Annotated in this window: 15 protein-coding genes; 8 read left to right on the forward strand and 7 right to left on the reverse strand. The window is 72.4% G+C overall.

Annotated features, from left to right (window positions below; genetic code table 11):
* Positions 1-3: 3 nt before the first annotated feature.
* The 3 genes from PWG71_RS06510 to PWG71_RS06520 form a co-directional block, all read right to left on the reverse strand.
* Positions 4-3,411, reverse strand: coding sequence for a glycosyltransferase (locus tag PWG71_RS06510; RefSeq protein ID WP_446724984.1), 3,408 nt, complete (start codon positions 3,409-3,411; stop codon positions 4-6).
* A 327-nt stretch (positions 3,412-3,738) separates the two neighbouring features.
* Complete coding sequence (locus tag PWG71_RS06515; RefSeq protein WP_274808622.1) at positions 3,739-4,026, reverse strand: WhiB family transcriptional regulator; 288 nt, start codon at positions 4,024-4,026, stop codon at positions 3,739-3,741.
* A 239-nt stretch (positions 4,027-4,265) separates the two neighbouring features.
* Complete coding sequence (locus PWG71_RS06520; RefSeq protein WP_274808623.1) at positions 4,266-5,519, reverse strand: hypothetical protein; 1,254 nt, start codon at positions 5,517-5,519, stop codon at positions 4,266-4,268.
* A 261-nt stretch (positions 5,520-5,780) separates the two neighbouring features.
* On the opposite strand from PWG71_RS06520, the gene cofD reads away from it, so the two are divergent.
* The 4 genes from cofD to PWG71_RS06540 all read left to right on the forward strand — a co-directional run bounded on the left by cofD (position 5,781) and on the right by PWG71_RS06540 (position 12,263).
* Positions 5,781-6,767, forward strand: a complete 987-nt coding sequence (cofD, locus tag PWG71_RS06525) for a 2-phospho-L-lactate transferase (protein ID WP_274808624.1) — start codon at positions 5,781-5,783, stop codon at positions 6,765-6,767.
* Positions 6,764-8,059 (forward strand): coenzyme F420-0:L-glutamate ligase, encoded by a 1,296-nt coding sequence (locus PWG71_RS06530; RefSeq protein WP_274808625.1) that lies wholly within the window; start codon positions 6,764-6,766, stop codon positions 8,057-8,059. The genes cofD and PWG71_RS06530 overlap by 4 nt, the downstream gene beginning before the upstream one ends.
* 434 nt (positions 8,060-8,493) lie before the next feature.
* Positions 8,494-9,744, forward strand: a complete 1,251-nt coding sequence (locus PWG71_RS06535) for a glycosyl hydrolase family 18 protein (RefSeq protein WP_274808626.1) — start codon at positions 8,494-8,496, stop codon at positions 9,742-9,744.
* A 152-nt stretch (positions 9,745-9,896) separates the two neighbouring features.
* Positions 9,897-12,263 (forward strand): chitinase C-terminal domain-containing protein, encoded by a 2,367-nt coding sequence (locus PWG71_RS06540; protein WP_274808627.1) that lies wholly within the window; start codon positions 9,897-9,899, stop codon positions 12,261-12,263.
* 198 nt (positions 12,264-12,461) lie between these two features.
* On the opposite strand, the gene PWG71_RS06545 is transcribed toward PWG71_RS06540, so the two are convergent.
* Positions 12,462-15,083, reverse strand: a complete 2,622-nt coding sequence (locus PWG71_RS06545) for a bifunctional FO biosynthesis protein CofGH (RefSeq protein WP_274808628.1) — start codon at positions 15,081-15,083, stop codon at positions 12,462-12,464.
* A 147-nt stretch (positions 15,084-15,230) separates the two neighbouring features.
* On the opposite strand from PWG71_RS06545, the gene PWG71_RS06550 reads away from it, so the two are divergent.
* The 3 genes from PWG71_RS06550 (at position 15,231) to PWG71_RS06560 (ending at position 18,040) form a co-directional block, all read left to right on the forward strand.
* On the forward strand, positions 15,231-16,193 hold the full coding sequence (locus PWG71_RS06550; RefSeq protein ID WP_274808629.1) for a lysylphosphatidylglycerol synthase domain-containing protein: 963 nt from the start codon (positions 15,231-15,233) through the stop codon (positions 16,191-16,193).
* A 66-nt stretch (positions 16,194-16,259) separates the two neighbouring features.
* Positions 16,260-16,865, forward strand: a complete 606-nt coding sequence (locus PWG71_RS06555) for an RNA polymerase sigma factor (RefSeq protein WP_274808630.1) — start codon at positions 16,260-16,262, stop codon at positions 16,863-16,865.
* Positions 16,862-18,040: a CU044_5270 family protein gene (locus PWG71_RS06560; RefSeq protein ID WP_274808631.1), complete on the forward strand. Its 1,179-nt coding sequence runs from the start codon at positions 16,862-16,864 to the stop codon at positions 18,038-18,040. Before PWG71_RS06555 ends, PWG71_RS06560 begins: the two co-directional genes overlap by 4 nt.
* 52 nt (positions 18,041-18,092) lie before the next feature.
* Here PWG71_RS06560 and PWG71_RS06565 read toward each other — a convergent pair whose 3' ends face one another.
* From PWG71_RS06565 to PWG71_RS06575, 3 genes are read right to left on the reverse strand one after another with little or no spacing between them, the layout of a single operon-like run.
* Positions 18,093-19,196, reverse strand: coding sequence for a glycosyltransferase family 4 protein (locus PWG71_RS06565; protein ID WP_274808790.1), 1,104 nt, complete (start codon positions 19,194-19,196; stop codon positions 18,093-18,095).
* Positions 19,197-19,201: 5 nt separating this feature from the next.
* Positions 19,202-20,203, reverse strand: a complete 1,002-nt coding sequence (locus PWG71_RS06570; RefSeq protein WP_274808632.1) for a glycosyltransferase family 2 protein — start codon at positions 20,201-20,203, stop codon at positions 19,202-19,204.
* 46 nt (positions 20,204-20,249) lie between these two features.
* Complete coding sequence (locus PWG71_RS06575; protein ID WP_274808633.1) at positions 20,250-22,289, reverse strand: hypothetical protein; 2,040 nt, start codon at positions 22,287-22,289, stop codon at positions 20,250-20,252.
* Positions 22,290-22,438: 149 nt separating this feature from the next.
* On the opposite strand from PWG71_RS06575, the gene PWG71_RS06580 reads away from it, so the two are divergent.
* Positions 22,439-23,254, forward strand: coding sequence for a TIGR03089 family protein (locus tag PWG71_RS06580; protein ID WP_274808634.1), 816 nt, complete (start codon positions 22,439-22,441; stop codon positions 23,252-23,254).
* Positions 23,255-23,776: the final 522 nt, after the last annotated feature.

A 23,776-nucleotide genomic window follows, 5' to 3' on the forward strand; every position in this document is an offset into this window, starting at 1 on the left:
GACCTACTCCTCCCCCCGGGACGCCGACGTCCCGGCGTCCCCGTCGTCGGTCCCGGATCCGCCGCCCGCCCGACGCCGTCCCGGTTTGCGGCGGGTACCGCGGCGACGGCCCCGCACGGTCGTGATCGACCCGGTGTCGGTGACGGCGATCTCCCCGGTGTCGGGGGGATCCTCGTCCACGGTCGTCGACCCACCGTCGGATCCGGCGTCCCGCTCGGCGGCCCGGGAGCGGCCGCCCCGCCGGGGGCGGTTCGGAACGCGCGGTCCGGCGGGACGGCGGGGGCGCGGCGCGGGGGTGGACTCGATGAGGCGGACGTCCTCCTCGGTGCGCACGCCCGGCGCGGCCAGGACGGCCACCACGAGCAGCAGCAGGCCCTGCGTGACCGTCCAGGCCGTGTGGACGTGGTCGGTGTGCCACACCCGGATCTCGCCGCCCTGGACCGGCAGGGCCCAGGCCTGGGTGCCGTGCGCGGTCTCGACGGGGGTGAGCCCGGTGCCGTCGAGCGTGGCCCGCCAACCGTCGCCGGCGGTCTCGGCCAGGGACAGACGACGGCCGGTGCCGCCCTCGCCGACCTCGGCGGTGAAGTCGTCTCCGGGGCCGTCCACCCGTACGGGGTCCGATTCGAGCCCGTCCTCGGAGACCACCCGCAGTCGGCCCGTGGGTTCGGCCAGTCGCCACAACCCGTACCGGTCGGAGAGCGCCTCCCGCATGAGGCCGGGGGTGCCGTCCAGGGTGTCCACCATGGTGACGTCGGTGAGGGTGCCCTCCCGGGGGCGCGGATAGAGCACGTACTGGATCCCGTGGTCGGCCAGGAGGTGCAGGCCGTCGCCCCCCTGGCCGATGGAGAGTTCGGCGACGACGCGGTCCACGGCGGCGCGGGTCCCCTCGTCGGGGACGATGCGCTCCTCCCCCAGACGCGGTTCGCGGCCGCGCACCACGGTGTGGTCCACGCCGCCCTCGCCGTCGGGGGTGATGATGAGGGTGCGCGCGCCGGTGCCGTCGTCGCTCAGCCCGACACCGTCGCCGACCAGGGTGCCGGGGAGGATCGGCTCGGCCCGGGAGGTGAGCGGCCCGTCGACGCCGTGCCACATCCACAGGGCGGCGCTGACGACGGGTGTGGTGAGGGCGAGCAGGGCGACGCCGACCGCGAAGATCCGGCGCGGGCCGCCCAGGGAGACCATGGTCCGGAAGGCGCGGGCGGCGGTCGCCGCCGACAGCAGCACGGCCGTGGCGGCGAAGGTCAGCGCCACCCCGGGCCAGACCGCCGCCGGCGGCCCCCCGAAGTGGGGCTCGATGACGAGGCGCGCCCCGAGGACCGCCACGAGCAGTCCCAACACGGCCAGCGACCAGCCGGCGGCCACCAGGACGCGGTTGCGCAGGAGCAACAGCGCGCACAGGGCGGCGGAGAGCAGGCCGGCGGTGACCCAGAACGGGGGCGCGCCCGTGCCGCCCGGGGAGAGCATGAGCAACTGCTGGGGGGTGGCCACGGGTTCGGAGAGCCCGGGCCGGTGCAGCCCCGCCTCCAGCAGCCACAGGGTGGGGTGCAGGAGCAGTTCCAGGGTCCAGGGCATGAGCATGACCAGCGGAACGCCCAGGGCGATGCCGATACCGGTGTAGAGCGGGCGGCCCAGATGCCCGAAGGCCGCGGCCACCACCAGACCGGTGACCAGGGCCAGGAGCCACACCATGGGGACGAACGCCGTGGCCACGGCCAGGGTCGCCCCCAGCCCCCAGGCCGCGCGCCGGGAGTGTTTGGCGGGCATGACCACCAGGCGGATCAGCAGCAGGCCCAGCACCGGCATGAGGATGTGGACCAGGGAGGTTCCGAACCGGCCCTGGGCGACGGCCCCGATGACGATCGGCAGCAGCGCGTAGGAGGCGGCCATCCACAGGCGGGCGGGGCGGTAGCCCAGCACCTCGCGGGCGAGCAGGTAGGCGGTGAGGCCGGAGAGGGGGACGGCGGCGAGCAGGATCACGGCGATCGTGATCCGGGGTTCGCCGAAGGTGAGCGTGGACCACAGCGCCAGGATCCCGACGTAGGGCGGGACGGGTCCGTCGGAGCCGGTCCCGGTGTCGGGCGCGCCGGAGAGGTAGAGGTTCCACAGGTCTCCGGCACCGCCGGAGACGGGCGGCAGGGCACCGCCGGCCAGGAGGGGGCCGAACAGCAGGGAGCGTTCGGCGATGAGCGTGACGATCGCCAACCCCATGACGAGGAGGGGACCGGGGCGCAGCACCACCCGGCGCAGGAAGCCCCCGGTGTCGGTGGGGGCCTCGTCCTCCTCGATGGCGGGCGCGGTCGTGACGGCCTGGTGTCGGCCGCCGGCGTCGATGACCGGTTCCCCGGAGAGCACACCGGTGAGGAAGTCGCCGAACTGGCGCATCGCCACACCGCGCGCGAGGAAGGGGCGGATGGCGCTGTAGGTGCGGCGACGGTCGCGGCGACGCCGGAAACGGGCCCGCAGGAGCTTGTCCGGCCGCAGGTAGACCAGGGTGATCGCGGCCGCCTCGTCGAGGGCGTTGGCGGGCTGCTTCATGAACAGGTACATGACCACGCGCAGCAGCGATCCGACGGAGTTGCGCAGCAGCGCGGCGAGCATGCCGCCGAAGGGGAGGTTGGCGAGCAGCACGAACACGGCGTGCCTGCGGTCGACCCGGCGCGGGTGGTTGCGGGTGGCGCTGATGGGGCGCCGACGGCGGGCGGAGGCCTCGGCGTGATAGGCCACGGCGTCGGTGACCAGGACCGCGCGCAGCCCGGCACCGCCCACCCGCCAGCAGAAGTCGATGTCGTCGCGGAACAGCGGGAGGGCTCGGTCGAATCCGCCCAAACGCTCCCACACGTCGCGGCGGACGAGCATGCCGGCGCTGGACACGGCCAGGACCTGGCGGGTGCCGTCGTGCTGACCGTGGTCGAACTCGCGCTGTTCCAGGCCGGTCTCGCGGCGGCCGGCGCCGTCGATGGTGACGCCGATCTCGACCAGGAGGCGGCGGTCGAACCAGTCCCGGAGCTTGGGCCCCAGGACGGCGGCGCGCGGATCGCGGTCGGCGGCGGCCAGCAGGTGCGCGAGGGCGTCCTCATCGGCGGCGAGATCGTCGTGGATGAGCCAGATCCACTCGGTGGCGTCCTCGTCGAACCCGCGCACCGGGGTGGTGGAACGCGGCAGTTCCAGGGCGGCGCGCACGGCGTCTCCGTAGCCCGTACCGGCGGACAGCCCGATGATCGCGTCCGGGGGCAGGTATTCGCGGAGGACGTCCACACCGCCGTCGGTGCTTCCGGTGTCGGCGGCCACGGCGCGCTGCACCGGGCGGCTCTGGGCGCGCAGTGCGGCCATGGTCTCCGGCAGCCACCGCGCCCCGTCGTGGGACACGATGACCGCGGTCACGACGTGTCTGGCTGAGTCGAGGTCGAGCACGGCTGTGGTGGGTTCTCTCCGGGAGAGGGAAGGGACGACCGTCCCGGACACGGGGCCCTTGGCGGGGGGCGGGAGCCGGGGCGGTGGGCGTGCGATGACGCCGGTTCCCGACCACGGGTCGGGGGCACGGGTGCGTGCGGGACATCACCCTACGCCACCTCGTCCCATTGTGCGCATATTCACTCCGGTCCGTACCGGTGGTGGCATATCAGCGCATTCACCGCCTAAGGGTGCCGATCACCAAAACCCGACTCGCCCCCGAACGGCCGTGAACATGAAAGAAGCGCGCCCGGGCTCGTGGCCCGGACACGCTTCCGTACGTGCCTCCTAGAGCATGTCCGCCAGGAAATCGAAATCCCCTCCGGCGGCTTTCTTCAGCCTTCGGCGCTCGCGCTCGGAGAGTCCCCCCCAGATACCGAAGCGCTCATCGTGTTCGAGCGCGTATTCCAGGCACTCCGCACGCACCTCGCACGACTGACAGACCTTCTTGGCCTCCCGGGTCGAGCCGCCCTTCTCGGGGAAGAACGCCTCCGGGTCGGTCTGCGCGCACAGTGCGCGTTCCTGCCAGCCCAGATCCTCATCCGAGCCGTGCGCCAGCGGGATGATCTCGCTCATGCGCACCTCCTGTTGCCCCCCGTAGATGTACCCGGCCCTTTTCGTCCCCCAGGCCGGGCGGAATCCCACCTTGGAATTACACGCGGACGCAGCGCTACTCGTCAAGCGCCCTACGTGGTAATCCACTGAATATCATGTAACGAAGTGCCGGCGACACTCGCTTCATGTCCGTTCTGTGGATTACCACGCAATTCACGGCGTTCCGAGGTGACGGGGGGCCGAGAGCCCTCGCGGAGGGTTCAGCGCTGGCCCTCTCCCCCGTACCAGCCCTGCTGACCCCCGGTTCCACCCTGTCCTTGCTGGTCAGAGCCGTATCCCGGGGTCGATCCGTACTGGCCGCCGTAGCCGCCACCGGTCTGGTCGGTCGTTTCTGTTCCGTTGTTCTCACCGGAGTTAAAGAACGGGTCAACTCCGCTCTCCGATCCCGCGGACGGCGGCTGCGCCTGCTGACCCTGCTGCTGGTACCAGCCGTAGTTGATGGCGTCCTGGGCGGCCTGCTCACCGGAGGGGGCCGCCTGCTGGTCGCCACCCTGCGGGGCGTACTGGGACGGGTCGTAGGACTGGCCGTAGCCCTGCTGGGCGCCGGTGCCGTACTGCTGTGCCTGGACCGGCTGACCGTAGGCGTCGTAACCCTGCGCCTGCGCCTGCTGGGCCGAGGGGTCCGTCCCGTAGGCCGCCTGCTGGGCCGAGGCGTCGTAGGCCTGCTGACCGTAGGCCTGCTGGGCGCCGGTACCGTACTGCTGGACCGGCTGACCGTAGGCGTCGTAACCCTGCGGCTGCGCCTGCTGGGCCGAGGGGTCCGTCCCGTAGGCCGCCTGTTGGGCCGAGGCGTCGTAGGCCTGCTGACCGTAGGCCTGCTGGGCGCCGGTACCGTACTGCTGGACCGGCTGACCGTAGGCGTCGTAACCCTGCGCCTGCTGGCCCGAGACGGCCTGGGCGGGGTCGGCCGCGGGCTGACCGGTCGCGATCGGGTCCTGGGCCGGGTAACCGGGCTGGGCGTAGGCCTGCTGGGCACCGGTCTGGGGATAGCCGCCGTAGGCGGGTTGCTGCGGCGCGGCGCGCGGCACCAGGGTCGGGTCGTTGAACACCTTGAGCAGCGCGAAGGCGAAGATGCCCAGCACCGCGCCCTGGCTCAGGGTGCCCAGGAGGTTCCCGAAGCCCGCGGAGGCCCCCAGCATGAACCCGGCGATGAGGTTGACCAACGCGAAGAGCAGCCCCACCCCCGAGAGGATGAGGGCGATCAGCACGATCGGGAAGGCCGCGGAACGGGTGCGCTCGGAGGTCAGCACCAGGGCGACGGCCACGGCGAGCAGGATCACCACGGACAGACCGAAGAAATGACCGCTCGCACCGAGCATCGCCGAGGCGAAGGAACCCGGGTAGGCGGAGCCGGAGATCAAACCGATGAGACCCGCCAGCACCGAGGCGCCCACGGCACCGATCAGGACCCAGGCCGCGGGTAGGCGCAGACGTTCCAGTGTTTCGTTGTTCAAGGGAGATTCCCCTCTGCTGCTTCGTCGCCGCCCTCGTGAGAGGAAGAGTGGCAATATCGTCGGGCTGTCGGATGGAATCGGCCCGCCCCGGCTCGTGAACGTGGGGACACCGGAGGACCGGGCCGAAAAGGTGGGACGGCGGCCACGGTATCGAGGTTCGGCGAATCGGCGAACTCCCGGTACCGGAACGGTCACGCCCGGGTCGCGCCCACGGTGGGGCAGACGACCCGTACATGTTCCCAGCCTGCCAGACTTGGACGCATGCGGATAGTCGTACCGGCCGGAGGTATCGGCGGAGCACGCTTCCTGCGGGGCCTGAAGGCCGCGCTCGGAGTCGACGCGCCGGCCCCCGGGGAACAGAGCACAGACGCCATCACCGTCATCGGCAACACGGGTGACGACATCACCCTGTTCGGACTGAGGATATGTCCTGATCTGGACACTGTGATGTACACCCTGGGCGGGGGGATCGACGAGGAGCGGGGCTGGGGCCGGGCCGAGGAGACCTTCACCATCAAGGAGGAGCTGGCCGCCTACGGGATGCGCCCCACCTGGTTCGGGCTGGGCGACCGGGACACCGCCACCCACATCGTGCGCGCGCAGATGATCGCCGCCGGATACCCGCTGTCGGCGATCACCGAGGCCCTGTGCGACCGCTGGCGGCCGGGGGTACGGCTCCTGCCGATGACCGACGACCAGGTCGAGACGCACGTGGTCATCGAGGAGGACGGCAAGCGCCGCGCGATCCACTTCCAGGAGTGGTGGATCAGGTACCGGGCGTCGGTGCCCGCGCTGAGCATCGTCGGCGTGGGCGCGGAGGACGCCGCGCCCGCCCCCGGGGTGCTGAAGGCGATCGCCGAGGCCGACCTGGTCGTGCTGCCGCCCTCCAACCCTGTGGTGAGCGTGGGCTCCATCCTGAACGTCCCCGGGATCCGGGACGCCATGGTCGACAAGACGGTGGTGGGCGTCTCCCCCATCATCGGAGGGGCACCGGTGCGCGGCATGGCCGACGCCTGCCTCACCGCGATCGGGGTCGAGACGAGCGCCGGGGCGGTCGCCGCCCACCTGGGCGCGGACCTGCTCGACGGGTGGCTGGTGGACGAAGCCGACGCGGGCACCGAGGTGGAGGGGATCGAGGTGCGTTCGCGTCCCCTGTACATGAGCGACCCCGCGGCCACGGAGGCGATCGCCGGGGCCGCGTTGGACCTGGGCCGGGAGCTGGCCGGGCGCAAGGGCGGCCGGGGATGAGCACCGGGGTGCGGGTACGCGGTCTGGCCGGTGTTCCCGAGGTGGTCGAGGGCGACGACCTCGCCGCGTTGATCGCCGACGCGGTCGCGGTGTCCGGAGAGCCCCTGGCCGACGGGGACGTCCTGGTGGTCACCTCCAAGATCGTCGCCAAGGCCGAGGGACGGTTGCGCCGGATGGACCGGGAGGCGGCGATCGACGCCGAGACGGTGCGGGTCGTGGCCCGCGCCGGGCGGACCCGGATCGTGCAGACCCGCCACGGCCTGGTGATGGCCGCGGCCGGCGTGGACGCCTCCAACGTCGAACCGGGCACCGTGCTGCTCCTGCCCGCCGACCCGGACGCGTCGGCCCGCGCCCTGCGCGCCGGACTGCGTGAGCGGCTGGGGGCACGCGTGGGCGTGATCGTCTCCGACACCTTCGGACGCCCCTGGCGGGTCGGACAGACCGACGTGGCCATCGGCGCGGCCGGGGTGACCCCGGTACAGGACCTGCGGGGCTCGGTCGACACCCACGGCAACCTCATGGAGGCGACGGTCAACGCGGTCGCCGACGAGATCGCCGCGGCCGGCGAACTGGTCAAGGGCAAGACGAGCGGGGTCCCGGTCGCGGTCGTGAGCGGCCTGACCGGGGTCGTCACCGACGAGGACGGGCCGGGGGCGGCGGCCCTGGTGCGGTCGGCCGACGCCGACCTGTTCCGATACGGTTCGCGCGAGGTGGTGCCGGCCCGGCGCACGGTGCGCGCGTTCACGGACGACCCGGTGGACCCCGAGTCGGTGCGCCGCGCGGTGGCGACGGCGATCACCGCGCCCGCCCCGCATCACACGACGCCGTGGCGGTTCGTGCTGGTGGAGTCCGCGGAGGTGCGCGAGCGTCTGCTGGACGCGATGCTCCAGGCCTGGGTGACCGATCTGCGCGGCGACGGGTTCGACGAGGCGGCGATCGCGCGGCGCACGCGACGCGGCGACGTGCTGCGCGGCGCCCCTTACCTCGTGGTGCCGTTCCTGGTGCCCGACGGGGCGCACGCCTACCCGGACGATCGGCGGGCCGACGCGGAGCGGACGATGTTCCACGTGGCGATGGGCGCCGGGGTCCAGGGACTGCTGGTCGGGCTGGCCGTGGAGGGTCTGGGCTCGGCGTGGATCTCCTCGACGATGTTCTGCCCCGGTGTGGTGCGCGAGGTGCTGGAGGTGCCCGCGCACTGGCGGCCGATGGGAGCGGTGGCGGTGGGCCACGCGGCCGAGCCGCCCCGGGAGCGGCCTCCGCGCGATCCGGAGGACTTCATCGAGGTCCGTTGAGCCGAACCGTCGGGCCCGTCGACCACCGGTCGGCGGGCCCGTCCGTCTTCCGGAGACCCTCGCCGGGCGACCGCGCGGCCCGGTCCCCTCCGCCCTGCCGGTAGCGCGCCCCCGAGCCGGGGCCGTGCGGTGGGCGGCGGTACCGTGCGCGCGGATCGGGGCCCCTGAGCGCGCCGCGCCGGGAGGGCCGTACCGACCGGGCCGCCCGGCGGGAGGAGGGCCGGGATGCGGTCCTCGGCGAGAGGAGGAGCGGTCCGTGGCACGAATGAACTCCGGGCGTCCTTCACGTTCCCAGAGCGGAACCCGGTACCGAATAAAACTGAAAGCTTTCCTTCCCATTCCATTGACGCGTGAGTAAGGCAACTCTAAGGTTTCTTAACAATTCAACCCTCCGACCTTCGTCTTCCCCGCTCGACGGAAGGAACCCCCCGACCATGAACCGTCACCGAGCCCGCACCCCCCGGGCGAAGGCCCTCTTGGCCGGGGCGTTCGCGGCACTGACCGCCGCGCTCGCCATCGGCGCGACCCAGCTCTCCCCCGCCTCCACGGAGGTCCACAACGTGGCGAACGAGGAGAGCGCGGCGCAGCAGAACGGCCAGTGGCTCACCGGTTACTGGCACAACTTCGACAACGGCTCCACCGTGATGCCGTTGTCCGCGATCCCCTCCGAGTACAACCTCGTCGCCGTCGCCTTCGCCGACAACCACCCGAGCCTCGACGGCGGCATCACGTTCAACCTGGCCGGTGGCGAACTGGGCGGCTACACCGACGCGCGGTTCCGCGCCGACATCGCCGCGATCCAGGCGGAGGGTCGCAAGGTGATCATCTCGGTCGGCGGCGAACTCGGGAACGTGATCGTCTCCAACCCGACCCAGGCGCGGAACTTCGCCGACACCACGTACGCGTTGATGCGGGACTACGGGTTCGACGGTGTCGACATCGACCTCGAACACGGCATCAACGCCCAGTACATGACCGACGCCCTGCGCGACCTGCACGGGCAGGCGGGCGACGACCTCATCATCGCGATGGCGCCGCAGACGATCGACTTCCAGGCCCCGAGCATGGGCTACTACCGGCTGGCGTCGAACATCTCCGACATCCTCACCATCGTCAACATGCAGTACTACAACTCCGGCACGATGATGGGCTGCGACCAGAAGGTCTACGCCCAGGGCACGCCCGACTTCGTCGCCGCGCTGGCCTGCATCCAGCTGGAGATGGGGCTGGAACCGAGCCAGGTCGGCCTGGGCCTGCCCGCGGTGCCCTCCGCCGCCGGCGGCGGGTACATGGCACCGAGCCAGATCGTCCGCGCCCTCGACTGCCTGGAGGCCGGGACGAACTGCGGGAGCTTCTCCCCCGACACCCCGTACGGCCCCATCGGTGGCGTGATGACCTGGTCCATCAACTGGGACGCCACCAACGGCTACGCGTTCGCGAACACCATCTCCGACCGTCTCGCGAGCGGCCCGGGCGGCGGCGTCCCCACCGACCCGCCCACCGAGCAGCCCACCCCGGAACCCGGGGACTGCACCGCCCCCGCGTGGAAGAGCGGCGACGTCTACACCGGCGGCAACGTGGTCTCCCACAAGGGTTCCGAGTGGCGCGCCCAATGGTGGACGCGGGGCGAAGAGCCCGGCACCACCGGCGAGTGGGGCGTCTGGCGCCTCGTCGCCGCCTGCTGACCCTCCCCTGACCGGGCCGCCCGGCGACCGCCGGGCGGCCCGCCCCGCCCCTTCTTCTCCACCCGCTCCCCCCGGCCCCCGTGCCGGCGGGGTCCTCTGTCGTGCCCTCACCCGGGCCCGACGCATCCCCCGAGAACAACGAGGAAGGTCCCATGTCCGACACCCGACCCCGCGGTGGGCCCGCACGCCGGGCCCGCTCCCTCGGAGCGGCCCTCGCCACCCTGGCACTGGCCGCCGGGGCGCTGTTCACGCCCGCGGTCGCGCACGCCGCACCGGCCGAGCCCGTCGCCTCCACCGACGCCGAGTGCCGACCCGACGGCCTGTACCCGACCCCCGGCGTGGACGTCCCCTACTGCGACGTCTACGACACCGACGGCCGCGAGAAGCTGCCCAACGACCTCGACCGACGGGTCATCGGCTACTTCACCAGCTGGCGCAACGGCTCCAACGGGCAACCCGAGTACCTGGTCGACGACATCCCCTGGGACCGGATCTCCCACATCAACTACGCCTTCGCGCACGTGGGCCCGGACGACCGCGTGTCCGTGGGCGCCGACACCCCCGACAACCCGGCCACCGGGATGACCTGGGACGGCCTGACGCCGGACCCGGAGTTCGACTACGAGGGCCACTTCAACCTGCTCAACACGTTCAAGAAGGACCACCCCGGGGTGAAGACCCTGGTCGCGGTCGGCGGTTGGGCCGAGACCGGCGGTTACTTCGGGCCCGATGGCGAGCGGGTGGACAGCGGCGGGTTCTACTCGATGACGACGACCTCGACGGGGGTCGACCACGCGGGCATCGAGACGTTCGCCGACTCGGCCGTGGAGTTCGTGCGCGAATACGGGTTCGACGGGCTCGACATCGACTACGAGTACGCCACCTCCAACAACGGCGCGGGCAGTCCCGACGACTTCTGGATCTCCGACGCCCGGCGCGGCCTGCTGTGGGAGGGCTACGAGGAGCTGATGCGGGTCCTGCGCGAGAAGCTCGACGAGGCCTCCGCCGAGGACGGCACGTACTACCAGCTCACCGCGGCCGTCCCCGCCTCGGGTTGGCTACTGCGCGGCCAGGAGGTGCACCAGGTCGTGCAGTACCTGGACTTCGTCAACATGATGTCCTACGACCTGCACGGCACCTGGAACCACTTCGTCGGCCACAACGGGGCGCTGTACGACAGCGGCCTGGACCCCGAGTTGAGCGCGGTGTACGGGGCCTACAACGGCATCGGCTACCTCAACGCCGACTGGGCCCACCACTACTTCCGGGGCGCCATGCAGGCGGGCCGGATCAACCTGGGCGTGCCCTTCTACACGCGCGGCTGGAAGGACGTCCAGGGCGGCACCGACGGACTGTGGGGCACCTCCGCGCTACCGAACCAGACACGGTGCCTGCCGGGCACCGGCGTCAACACCCCCTGCGGCAACGGGGCCGACGGCATCGACAACCTGTGGCACGACAGCGACCCGGTGACCGGTGGCGAGATCCCGGCGGGGGCCAACCCGATGTGGCACGTCCTCAACCTGGAGAACGGCGTGGTCGGCGACTACGTGGACGACTACGGGGTGGACGACGGGATCGTCGGAACCTACGAGCGGCACTGGGACGACGTCACGAAGAACGAGTGGTGGTGGAACGCCGAGACGCGCACCTTCCTGTCCGGTGACGCCGATCGAACCATCCAGGCCAAGGCCGACTACGTGGCCGACACCGGTCTGGGCGGCATCATGATCTGGGAGATGGCGGGCGACTACGCCTACGACGAGGACGCCGGGCAGTACGTCATGGGCGACACGCTCATCACCTCGCTGCACGAGACCCTGAGCGACGCCGGCCCCTACGGCGCCCGCAAGGCCGAGACCGAGGCCCCGGCCGAGGTCCTGGACGTGGACGTGGAATTCCACGAGTTCGCCCTGGGCGACAACAACTACCCCATCAACCCCAAGGTGACCATCACCAACAACTCGGCCGCCGAGATCCCGGGTGGCTCGAAGATCACCTTCGACTACGGCACCTCCGCGCCGGGCAACATGGGCGACCAGTCGGGGCTGGGTCTCACCCACCTCCAGATCGGGCACTCCCGGGCGAACAACATCGGCGGCCTGGACGGCGACTTCCACCGGGCGCGGATCACCGTTCCGGGCTGGCAGTCGATCCCGGCCGGCGGGACGTTCACGTTCAACCTCAACTGGCGTCTGCCCATCGCCCAGCCCTCCAACTGGCGGGTCGAGGTGGGCGGCACCGAGTACGCCATCACCTACGACCACCCGCGCGAGGGGACCGTGGTGGACGGTCCCGACGACGGCGGGCCCGGTGACGGGGGTCCGGGCGACGGCGAGCCGGGCGACGGCGAGCCGGGCGACTGCACCGCACCGGCCTGGAACGCCCAGAGCGTCTACACCGGCGGGAACCGGGTGAGCCACGACGGCCGCGAGTACGAGGCGCGCTGGTGGACGCAGGGCGACCAGCCGGGCACCACCGGCGAGTGGGGCGTCTGGATCGACCGGGGGGCCTGCTGACCCCCGGCCGCGCGCGGGGGCCCGCCGGCCCCCGGACCCGCTCCGCGCGGCCCTGAGGGGAGGGGCGGGGGCACCATCACGGTGCTCCCGCCCCTTCGCCGTTCCCGGCTTCGGACCACCCTCGGCGCCACGGCGGGGCGTGCCTTTCGACCTCCTCCGGGTCCGAGGCGGACACGGCCGCCCCGAGGTCGGACCCTCTCAGACGAGGGGCAGGGATCTGCGCAGGATGCTCGGGGCGACGCCGTCGCTGGCCTCGGCCACGCGGCGGCGCTCCGCGGAGGCCTCACCGTAGAGGGTGGTGCGCTGGCGCAGCGGCCGACCGGTGGGCTCCACCAGGGCGCGGATGTCGCTGATGGTCTTGTACGACCCCTGTCCCGAACCCGCCATGCGGCTGATGGTCTCCTCCATCAGGGTGCCGCCCACGTCGTTGACACCGCCGCGCAGCAGGTGGCGGCAGGTGTCCTCGGCGAGTTTGACCCAGGAGCACTGGATGTTGTCGATCGATCCGTGCAACAGCAGGCGGGCCAGCGCGTGCAACGCCCGGTTCTCGCGGACCGTGGGCCCCGTACGGGCCAGGCCCGCCAGGTAGATGGGCGCGTTGGTGTGCACGAACGGCAGCGGCACGAACTCGGTGAACCCCGGCCGCCCGTTGCGCTCCAGGGAGCGCTCCTGGAGCGAGCGCAGCAGTTTGATGTGCGCCACCCAGTGGTGGGGCGAGTCCACGTGCCCGTACATCATCGTGGACGTGGTGGGGATGCCCAGGTCGTGGGCGGTGGTGATGACCTCGATCCACTCGCTCGCCGGGAGCTTGCCCTTGGTGAGGACCCAGCGGATCTCGTCGTCGAGGATCTCGGCGGCGGTACCCGGGATCGACCCCAGACCGGCCTCGCGCGCTCGGGTCAACCACTCGCGGATCGGCAGGTTCGTGCGCGCCGCCCCGTTGACCACCTCCATCGGGCTGAACGCGTGGACGTGCATGTCCGGAACGCGCTCGCGAACGGCGGCGGCGATGTCGAAGTAGGCGGTGCCCGGCAGGTCCGGGTGGATCCCGCCCTGCATGCACACCTCGGTGGCGCCCGCCTTCCACGCCTCCTCGGCACGGTCGGCGACCTGGTCGAGGGAGAGGGTGTAGGCGTCGGCGTCGGTGCGGCGCTGGGCGAACGCGCAGAACCGGCAGCCGGCGTAGCAGACGTTGGTGAAGTTGATGTTCCTGGTGACCACGAACGTGACGTCGTCTCCGACCGCGTCGTGTCGGATCCCGTCGGCCAGGTCCGCCAGGGCCTCCATTTCGGGCCCGTCGGCGTGCAGCAGGGCCAGGGCCTGCTCGTCGGAGAGCCCCGCCGGGTCCTTCTCGGCGGCGCGCAGGGCCTCGGCGATCCGCGGGTCGAACCGGCGGGGCAGCGCGCCGTCGCGGTCGACGCCCTCGCGCAGCGACTCCCAGTCGCCGTAGACCGAGTCGAAGTCGCCGCGACGGTCCCCGGTACGCCCCTCCGTGTCGACGGCCGTGTACAGGTCGGTGCGCCCGGTGGGCGCGAGGACCGCCTCGGGTTCCTGCCAGGGACGGCCCACCAGGGGCGCGTCCTCGCGGGCCAGGCCGGTCTCCGGGTCCACCAGGGCCTCGACGTGCGCCCGCAGGCGGGGGTCGAGCCAGGGCTCCCCGGCACGGATGTACTCGGGGTAGACGGTGAGCCGCTCCTTGAGGGTGAACCCCTGGGCGGCGCTGCGGGCGGCCAGGTCCTCGATCTGGGGCCAGGGGCGTTCGGGGTTGACGTGGTCGGCGGTGAGCGGGGAGACCCCGCCCCAGTCGTCGATCCCGGCGCGCAGCATGAGGGCGTACTCGTCACGGCCGCCGTGCTCACCGTCGATGAGGTTCGGTGGGGCCTGGATGTGCGCCTTGGGGCCCGTGATCAGCCGGGTGACGGCGATGGTGGCGGCCATCTCGTCGAGCTCGGCGTCGGGCCGGTGCATCATCGGGGTGTCCGGCTTGGCGCGGAAGTTCTGGACGATGATCTCCTGGATCCCGCCGTGGCGGCGGGCGACGGAGCGCATCGCGAAGATGGACTCGGCCCGGTCCGCGAGGGTCTCGCCGATGCCCAGGAGGATGCCGGTGGTGAAGGGGACGCTGGAGCGGCCCGCGTCCTCCAGGGCGCGCAGGCGGACGGCGGGGTCCTTGTCGGGGCTGCCGTAGTGGGCCTGGCCCTTCTCGGTGAACAGCCGCCGAGAGGTGGTCTCCAGCATCATGCCCATGGACGGGGCGACGGGCTTGAGGCGCTGGAAGTCGGCCCAGGTGAGCACCCCGGGGTTGAGGTGCGGCAGGAGTCCGGTCTCTTCGAGGATCATGATGGCCACGGCGCGGACGTAGGACAGGGTGTCGTCGTATCCGTGGGCGTCGAGCCATTCGGCGGCCTGCTTCCACCGGTCCTCGGGTCGGTCCCCGAGGGTGATGAGGACCTCCTTGCAGCCCGTCTCGGCACCCCGGCGGGCGATGTCCAGGACCTCGTCGGGGGACAGGAACGGGGCCGGCAGCCGCCCGGGCACGGTGGCGAACGTGCAGTAGTGACAGCGGTCGCGGCACAGGCGGGTCAGGGGGACGAACACCTTGCGGCTGTAGGTCACGACGCCGGGCCGGCCGGCCGCCTCCAGGCCCGCGTCGCGGACCCGTTCGGCGTACCCCAGGAGGGTGTCCAGGTCCTCGCCGCGGGCGTGCAGGAGCACCTCCGCCTCGGCGACGTCGAGGGTCTTGCCGTCCCGGGCCCGGGCCAGGGCCCGACGCATGGCGGACGGGGTCGGGGCGGGGTCGGATTCGTTCGCACCGGTCATAGGGGGCACCCTACGCCCCGGGGGTTCCGGGCCCGTCGGCCGCGTCGCCCCGATCCCACCGCCCCGGCCCCGCCGTGACGACGCGGTCACGCCGGGCGTCCGGGAGGACGGCGTAAGGTCGGCGGAGGAGATGTGAGGAGGGACCGGGTGCTCTCTCGGCTGCGCCGTGACCCCTGGGTGCGGTTCGCGTTGGTGGTCCTGGTGTGCGCGTGCGCCGGGTGGGCGTTGCGCGGGCACTGGGAGCAGGCGCGCGACGCCGCTTCGGCGCTGCCCCTGTGGACGCTGCCGGTGGCGGTGCTCTCCGGCATGGTCGGGTTGACCGCGCAGATGCTCGCCTGGCGGGCCCTGTTGGCGGGTCTGGGATCGCCGTTGTCGGTGCCGGTGGCGGCCCGGGTGATGTTCGTCGGCCAGCTCGGCAAGTACCTGCCGGGGTCGGTGTGGGCGTTCGTGGCCCAGGTGGAGCTGGCCCGCGACCGGGACGTGCCCCGGGTGCGGGGGACCGCGGCGACCCTGCTGGCGGTGGGTGTGACGGTGGCCGCCGGCCTGGCGGTGGCGGGGGTGGCGTTGCCGCTGTCGTCGGTGGAGGCGGCCCGGACCTGGTGGTGGGCGTTGGCCCTGGCCCCGCTGCTGCTCGCGGGCCTGCACCCGCGCGTCGTGCGGTGGGGCGTGCGCCTGGTGGCCCGTCCGTTCGCCCGGTTCCGAGAGGTGGCGGAGGCCGGTCCGCTCGACATCGGCGGGCGGGCGATGGCGACGGCGCTCGGGTGGACCCTGGTGGCGTGGGTGCCGCTGGGCCTGCACGTGTGGGTGTTGACCTGGGCGGTGGGCGCAGACCCGTGGGCCTCCCTGGCGCCGGCGGTGGGCGCCTACGCTCTGGCGTGGACGCTGGGGCTGCTGGTGGTGTTCGCGCCGGCCGGGCTGGGCGTACGCGAGGCGGTGCTGGTGGTGGCGTTGGCCCCGGTGGTGGACGCGGGCGCGGCCCTGGTCGTGGCGGTGCTGTCGCGTCTGGTCATGACGTTCGCCGATGTGGCATGGGCGGGGTTGTCGGTGTTGTCGACCCGGTTCGAGGGCCGGTCGGCCGCGCCGGAGGGGTCGCGCCCGGAAGCGGTGTGAACCCGATCCCGGGGATCGGTCTAGTACGGGTGGAAGCGTTCGTAGTCCCCCACCGATTGGACCCTCATGTCCCCTGCCGCCTCCCGGGCACGTGTGCCCGAAGAAGCGGGGAGCGACGCATCGGTCGTCCTCCGGTCGCTGGACGATCCCACCGACTTCGGTGAGATCTTCCGCCGGCACGCCCCCGCGCTGCACCGCTACGTGGTCCGCAGGCTCGGTCGGGCCGACGCGGACGACGTGGTCGCCGAGACCTTCCACGTCGCCTTCCGCGAACGGCACCGCTACGACCCGGCGTACCCAGACGCGAGGCCGTGGCTGTGGCGGATCGCCGCCAACCTGGTCCGCGGTCACCACCGCGCCGAGACCCGCCATTACCGCGCCCTGGCTCGGACCGGCGTGGACCCGGTCCTGGAGGGGCACGCCGACCGGGTCGGCGAGCGGGTGGACGCTGCGTCGGTGTCGGCGTCCCTGGCCGGTGCCCTGGCCCGGCTGTCCAAGGGCGATCGCGACGTCCTGCTGCTGATCGCCTGGGGTGAGCTGACCTACGAGGAGGTCGCCTCGGTCCTGGGCATCCCGGTGGGCACCGTGCGCTCCCGGTTGCACCGCGCACGCAAGCGCCTGCGCACCGCCCTGCCCACGTCCACCACGACCCGCGAGGAGGAAGACCGGTGAACGAGCTCGATCACCTGCGGACCATGAGGTCCGAGATCCCGGAGCGTTCCCCCGACGAGCTGGCCCTGTCGACCGGCTGGCGTCCGGGCCGCAGGAAATCGCGGCCGGTGCGTCGACCGCGCACACTGCCAGTGGTGCTGAGCGGTGTCGCGGCGGTCGCCGCGGCCGCCCTGTTCCTGGCGCTGGTGGTGTTCCCCGGTCCGGGCACGGTCACCGTGGGCCCGGCGACCGACCCCTCTGAGAGCGAGGTGGGCGGTTCGGTCCGGGAGGTGATGGCCCCGGTCATCGAGGCGGCCCGGTCCCGGCCCGTCGACGGCGACGTCTGGCATCAGCGCCTCACCTGGGCGCAGGCCTGGGGTGTGGGCCCCGAGGACGACCGGTACGGGGTGTACCGCGTTTACCGCACCGAGGAGTGGAGCTGGACGGGTGAATACGACATCGACACGAACGACTTCGAAGGCGAGGAGTCAGGGCTGAGCGCCCAGCGGACCAATGAGACGACCTGGGCCCTGGTGGACGAGGACCACCGGGCCGCGTGGGAACGCGACGGCTCCCCCGAGTACTGGCCGCACGATTCCGAGACCGGACGTGTGGAGATCCCCACACAGGAGGAGGACGGGGAGATCACAGGTCCTCAGCCGGGGGGGTGGGGTTTCGGACTCGGAACCGTGGAACACCCCGACCTCCGGTCGCTACCCTCCGACCCCGAGCTGTTGGAGGAGATGCTGTTCTCCGTTCCGGAGACCGAAGCGGAGAACTCGGCCCACCAGGACCATCTCGACAACGAGTACGCGGTGATGGCGGAGAACGGGTACGCGGATGAGGGGGCACGGCGCTTCTCGTACGTCAGCGGTGCCCTGTCCCTCCCCTACCCCCCCGAGGTCAGAGCAGGCATGTACACCGTCCTGGCCGGGCTTCCCGGTGTCCGGGCGCTCGGAGGGGTGACGGACCTCTCCGGTCGGGACGCCGTTGGCGTGGCCTACACGCTCTCCCCCACCGCAAGGGGCACGTTCGAGGAGCGGATCCTCTTCGACTCCGAGACGGGCGGCCTGCTCTCCCTTGAACAGGTCGTGGTCGAGCCCGCCGAGTCGGAGTCCGACTGGAGCGAGCCCGGAGACGTGGTGGGGTACACCCTCTACGAGGAGATGGGCTGGACCGACGACCCGCCTTTCTGAGGAACCCGGTCGGGGCCCGGGAGCCGCGCGGTGGACGGCGCGGCTCCCGGGCTCAGGCCGTCAGCAGACGGTCGACGTAGTCGGCCCAGAAGGGTTCCGGGTCGACCGGGCGCACCCCGGCGCGGAGCCGTTCGGGAGCGCCGGGGGCGTAGAAGCGGTCGAGCGCGCGGGCCAGGTCGTCCACGTCGCCCGGGGCGCACAGCAGGCCGTCGACGTCCTCGCGAACGTGGTCGGCGAGGGCGCCGGCCCGGGTCGCGATGACCGGCACTCCGTGCTCGTGGGCCAGCCACACGTTCTGGCTGGCCGTGGCGGTCCGGTAGGGCAGCACCACGGCGTCGGCCGCCGCGTACAGCCCGGGCAGTTCCTCGGCGGGCACGTACCCGTCGCGCAGCCGCACCCGGTCGGCCAGTCCCAGCTCCCCGGCCAGCGCCGCCTGCTCCGCGGTCCCGCCCCAGAACTCCCCGGCGACGGTGAGGGTCACGTCGTCCGGCGCCCCGGCCGCCAGGGCCCGCAGCAGGACGTCGACGCCCTTGTAGGGGCGGACGATGCCCAGGAAGAGCAGGTTCCGGCGCTCTCCCGGCGCCGGGGGGACGACGGCCCCGGTGGCGGGCAGGTGCGGGGGCAGCGCCGCGGTGACGGGGGCGTCGAACCCGGCACCGCGCATCCCCTCCGCCAGGCCGGCCTGCTCGTGGGAGTGGGCGAGCACCCCGTCCACCCGCCGCAGCAGCGCCCGGACCAGCGACACGTCCACGGCACGACGCTCGTGCGGCAGCACGTTGTGGCACAGTGCCACGACCCGGGTGCGTTCACCGCCCGCCGACCGCGCCCCCGCCAGCACCCCGAGGTAGGCGGGCACCTGCACGGGTGAGAACAGGGTGAGTACCACCAGGTCGTTCTCCCGGGCCAGCCGCCGCCCGATCCGCCACCATCCGTCCGGTCGGTACCAGGCCAGGTCGCGACGGGTGTCGGGGTAGGGCTCCCCCTCGGGCTCGTCGACGGTCTGCGTCCCGGGGTAGAGCGCCGCCGGGTACTGGGCCCGCCACGACTCGACCACGGTCGGGTGACCGGCCGCCCGGAGCCGGTGCGCGAGTTCGGTGGTGTGCCGGGCGCCGCCGCCCTTGTACGGGTGGGCCGGGCCCACCAGGGCGACCCGCACGGTGCTCACGCCCCGTTCCGGGAGCGCACGATGAGGTCGGCCAAGAGGGCGAGCGCGGCGATGATCAGCCCCGTCATGAGGATCATGACGGTGTTGTTGGGCATGTACAGCGGGTTGCGCACCTGGTCGAACACGAACTTGGCGACGCCGACGCCCAACAGGGTGAGCGCCGGGGGCATCAGCACCTTGAGCGGGTTGAAGTACATGACCATGCGGAGCACCTGGAGGATGTAGCGGTAGGCGTCGCCGACGAAGTGGAACTTCGACTTCCCCGCCCGCTTGGCGTACTCGATGGGCACGTACCGCACCGGGTGCTGGTTGGACAGGAACGCCAGCGTGATGGTGGTGACGCAGGAGAACCCGGGCGGCAGCAGCCGCAGGTAGGGGCGGGCGACGTCACGGCGGAACACGCGCAGGCCGGAGTTGAGGTCCGGGATGCGGGTGTTGGTGAGGCGTTCGGCGATCTTGCGGATGATCCACTTGGCGGGCACCCGCAGCGCCTTGTGGCTGCCCATCTCCTGGGTGCGGGCCCCCACCACCTGGTCGATCTCCGGGTCCTCTTCGAGCATGGCGACGAGTTCGGGGATGCGTTCGTTGGGATAGCTCATGTCGGCGTCGGTCCACACCACGAACTCGCCGCGGGCCCGCTGGCTGCCGATGCGGCGGACCGTCCCGGAACCGCCGTTGTGGCCGAACGCGATGATCCGCATGTGCGGGTGGGCGGGGGCGGCCTCACGGAGCCGTTCCAGGGTGCCGTCGGTGGAGGCGTCGTCGACGGCCAGCAGTTCGTACCCGTAGTCGGACGCGTCCATGGCCGCGCAGATGCGCTTGACCTCGTCGACGACGTGGTCCTCTTCGTTGTAGCAGGGCAGGACGATGGTGACCCGCACCGGTGGGTCGGCGGCCTCGGCAGAGGGGGGTACCGGAGCCGAGGGCTCTCCGTCGGGGGTGGTGGGCGACGGGCGGGCCTCGGAGCGGAATCGGGCGTCGTCGTGTGTCTGGCTCATACGTTCTCTTCAGCGGGTGGGGACGGGGATGGGACGGGGGCCGGGATCAGGGGTCGGGGACGACCGTGATCCACACGCTCCCGACGAAGCTCCAATGACCGGTGGGGGGTGCCATGAGCGTACTCGGATCCATCTGCGCGACCACGTGGAAGGGGCGGTCCGGTTCGCTCTCGGGGGCCAGGGAGGTCAGCTGGTCCCAGTCCTCGGAGGCGAGCACGGCGGTACGGTCCCGCTGGTGGATCCCCGCGACGACGCGGTCGACGTTCTCCGGTGTCGCGTCGTTCAGGGCGGCGGTGGGCACACCGCAGACGTTGCGCAGCAGCGGCATGTAGTTGCCCGCCATCCCGGGGTCGACGACGATCACCGAGGCGTCGTCGGGTAACGCGGCGCACAGGCGTTCGGTGGCCGCCACGGTCCCCACGTCCTGCCGGTACCCCATGATCCCGGCGAAGGAGGTGATGGCGGTGGGGCCGATCATCGCCACGGCCGCGCCGGCGGCGACCACCACCGGCAGAGCGCGGACCGGCGAGGCGTCCCTCTCCGCGCGCACGGCGATGGCGCAGTAGCGGGTGAGCCAGGCCAGGAACCAGACCGCGAACAGCACGAACGCGGGGATCACCAGGACGATGAGACGGCGGCTGGCCCACGGGTGGTCGGGGGTGATGGCGGGGCGCATCAGGGTGGTGGACACCGACCACACCAGCAGCATGGCGGGCAGGAGCCACTGGGGGTCGCGCCACGACGTGAGGCGGCGCAGCACGAGGGCCACGCCCAGCGAGGCGAACAGGACGGTGCCCAGCCCCACGTACCAGCCCACCCAGTACAGGCTCATGTCGTAGTAGGTGCGGCTGCCCTCGACGGGCAGGCCCTCCCGGGACTGGACATAGGCGACCCAGCCGTCGGTGAAGTCGCTGCCGTGGCCGTGGTCGGGCCAGAGGAGGGGGCGGATCGCGAAGCCGACCATGGTGAGCAGGGCCAGGGCGGCGACCGTGTTGGGCAGCCACCGCACCCGGTCCGTGTGCGGCGGCCCGTACCGCCACAGGGCCGCGGTACCGATGACGGCGGCGAGGACGACACCGCCGCTGATCATCAGCAGCGGATCGAGGGAGTCCGACAGGTACTCCAGATAGGGCAGGGACAGGCCGTACCCGGCGTACAGGCCCAGGCCGACGCCCAGTGCCAGGCCGCCCAGCAGGGGCAGCGCCTGCCCGCGTCGGGCGAGCAGGAGCAGGGCGATGAACCCCACGACGGGCAACAGGTCGCGGATCGCGTCGACGCGCACCACCAGCGACAGACCGAGCACCAGGCCGGCGATGCCCGCCAGGGTCCGGTCCCGCGACCAGCGGTCGGAGATGTGCGTGCGCCGGACCAGGGAGTCGTAGGCGAGGACCAGCCCGCCGAGCAGGAGGATCTGGGTGACGGGCTCGCTGTAGGTGAACCGACTCACCCACTGCTGGGGCAGGCACAGGGCCAGGACCAGGGCGGCCAGGGGGGCCCAGCGGGCGCCGACCAGTCGGGCGGTGAGCCCGGCGAAGGTGAGCACGCCCAGCGCGCCCAGGATCGGGGTGACGACGAGCATGCCGTCGAGCCCTCCGATCCAGTACCCGATGGCGGTGATGAGGGGGGCGCCCGCCATGAACTGGGGCCAGATGGCGTCGCCGCGTTCGTAGTGGGCCAGGCTCTGGTAGCTCAGCGCGGGGTCGTTCCCGGCGATGAGGTCGCGCTGCTGCGGGATCGGCAGGTACCCGTTCTCGGCGATCCACACCGTGTACATGGCGTAGGAGGCGGGGTCGCGGCGGATGACCAGGGCCTCGGCGTGGTAGGCGATCTGCACGACGGCGAAGGCGACCGTGATGACCAGGACCAGGAGGACGGGCCACCAGGGCACGTCCTCGTCGGGGTCCGGGATGAGCCGCGGCACCAGCGCACCGGCCGCGATCACGGCGGGGGCCCCGAGGATCAGGGCGATCCAGGGGGTGAACAGGCCGAGTGCCAGAAGGGGGAAGGCAACCAGGAGCCAGGCCGAGACGGCGATCGCGGGCAGCGCGGTGACACGGGCGAGGAATCGTCCGGGAGGCAAACGCATGAGGCCACTGTGTCACTTCCCGTCACCCCGACGCACACCCTGCGGGGGTTCGTTACGGACCCGCCGCCTCGGGGTTCCGCTCCGTGATCGGCGGCCCTCCCGCCTCCCGTGTCCCCAGCTCTCAGAGCGGAACATCTAGAGTGTGGGCCATGTCCGAAACTCCCGCGCAGCTGTGGCGCGACCTGGTCGCCGCCGATCCCGCCCGCCCGTTCACGACCTCCTACGACGCCTCCGGCGGCCGGGTGGAGTTGTCCCGGGCCACGTTCGACAACTGGGTGTCCAAGACCGCGAACATGCTGGTGGACGGGTTCGGGGCGCAGCCGGGCGACCGGGTGGTCCTGGCCCTGCCGGTGCACTGGCAGTCCCTGGTGTGGCTGACGGCGTGCTGGTCGGTCGGGGCGATCGCCGAGATCGCCACCGGACCGGACCTGCCCGAGGGCGCCCTGGTCGCGGTGGCCGACGCCGATCGGTTGGAGGCCGCCCTGGACAGCGGCGCCGAGGAGGTCGTGGGCACCTCGTTGCACCCGTTGGGGCTGCCGCTGCGGGAGGTGCCGCCGATGGTGCAGGACTACTCGGTGGAGGTGCGCGCCCACGGCGACCGTTTCTCCCCCTACCCGGTGGACCCGGGGACGCCGGCGCTGCGCGTGGACGCGGACCGTTCGGGTGCGGACCTGGTCGCCGACGCCCGGTCCCGCGCGGAGCGGTGGGGGTTGACCGACGCCGACCGGATGGCGTTGTTCGCGGCCTCCGACGAGCCGCTGCGCTCGCTCGGTCAGGGCGCCGAACTCCTGCTCGGGCCGATGGCCGCGGGCGCGCCGATCGTCCTGACGCCGTTCCCTGCGGAGACCGACGCGGAGTCGGTCCGGAAGCGGTTGGAGTCGGAGCGGGTCACCGTGATGGCGGCCGGTGAGGGTGGGACCGTCTTCGGCGACCTCCCCTTCCGCCGGATCTCCCTCACGGACTGAGCGCGGTCACGAAGGCCGGCCCTCCGGGTTCGAGGAGGGGTCGACGGCCCCTCGGGGGCCCGGGGACGACCGTGGGCGGCCCTCCCCGCCGATCGCGCCTCGTGTGTCGTGCGGCGGGCGGTGCCCCGCGCGACGCACCGTCCGCCCTTCCGCACCGGGGACCTACACGGCGAGGTCGTGGGTGATGTCGGGTCGCCCCGATCCCGCGCCCCGGCACGGCCGGCGCGCCGCGGGACCGCGGCCCCGCCGCGCTCGTCGCGGATCCGGCGCGCCTCGCGCTCCCGTGCGGCGGCCCTCTCCGTGTCTGCGCGGTACCGGTCGGCGGCGAGCGCGGCGGCGTCGTGGGTGGTCATGGTGTCCTCCCGGAGCGGGTCGGGGGCTCCGTCGTCCCGACCGATTCCACACTCCTTCCGAGGACCCTGCCCGCACATCGGTGCATCACCGTGGATCGTCGGCCACGACCACCTCGTTTCCCGCCCTGAGGGCCAGGGTCACGGCCTGAGGCCCGGACCGCGCGAGGCG

The organism is Nocardiopsis sp. N85, assembly GCF_028882275.1.
Classification (GTDB): domain Bacteria; phylum Actinomycetota; class Actinomycetes; order Streptosporangiales; family Streptosporangiaceae; genus Nocardiopsis; species Nocardiopsis lambiniae.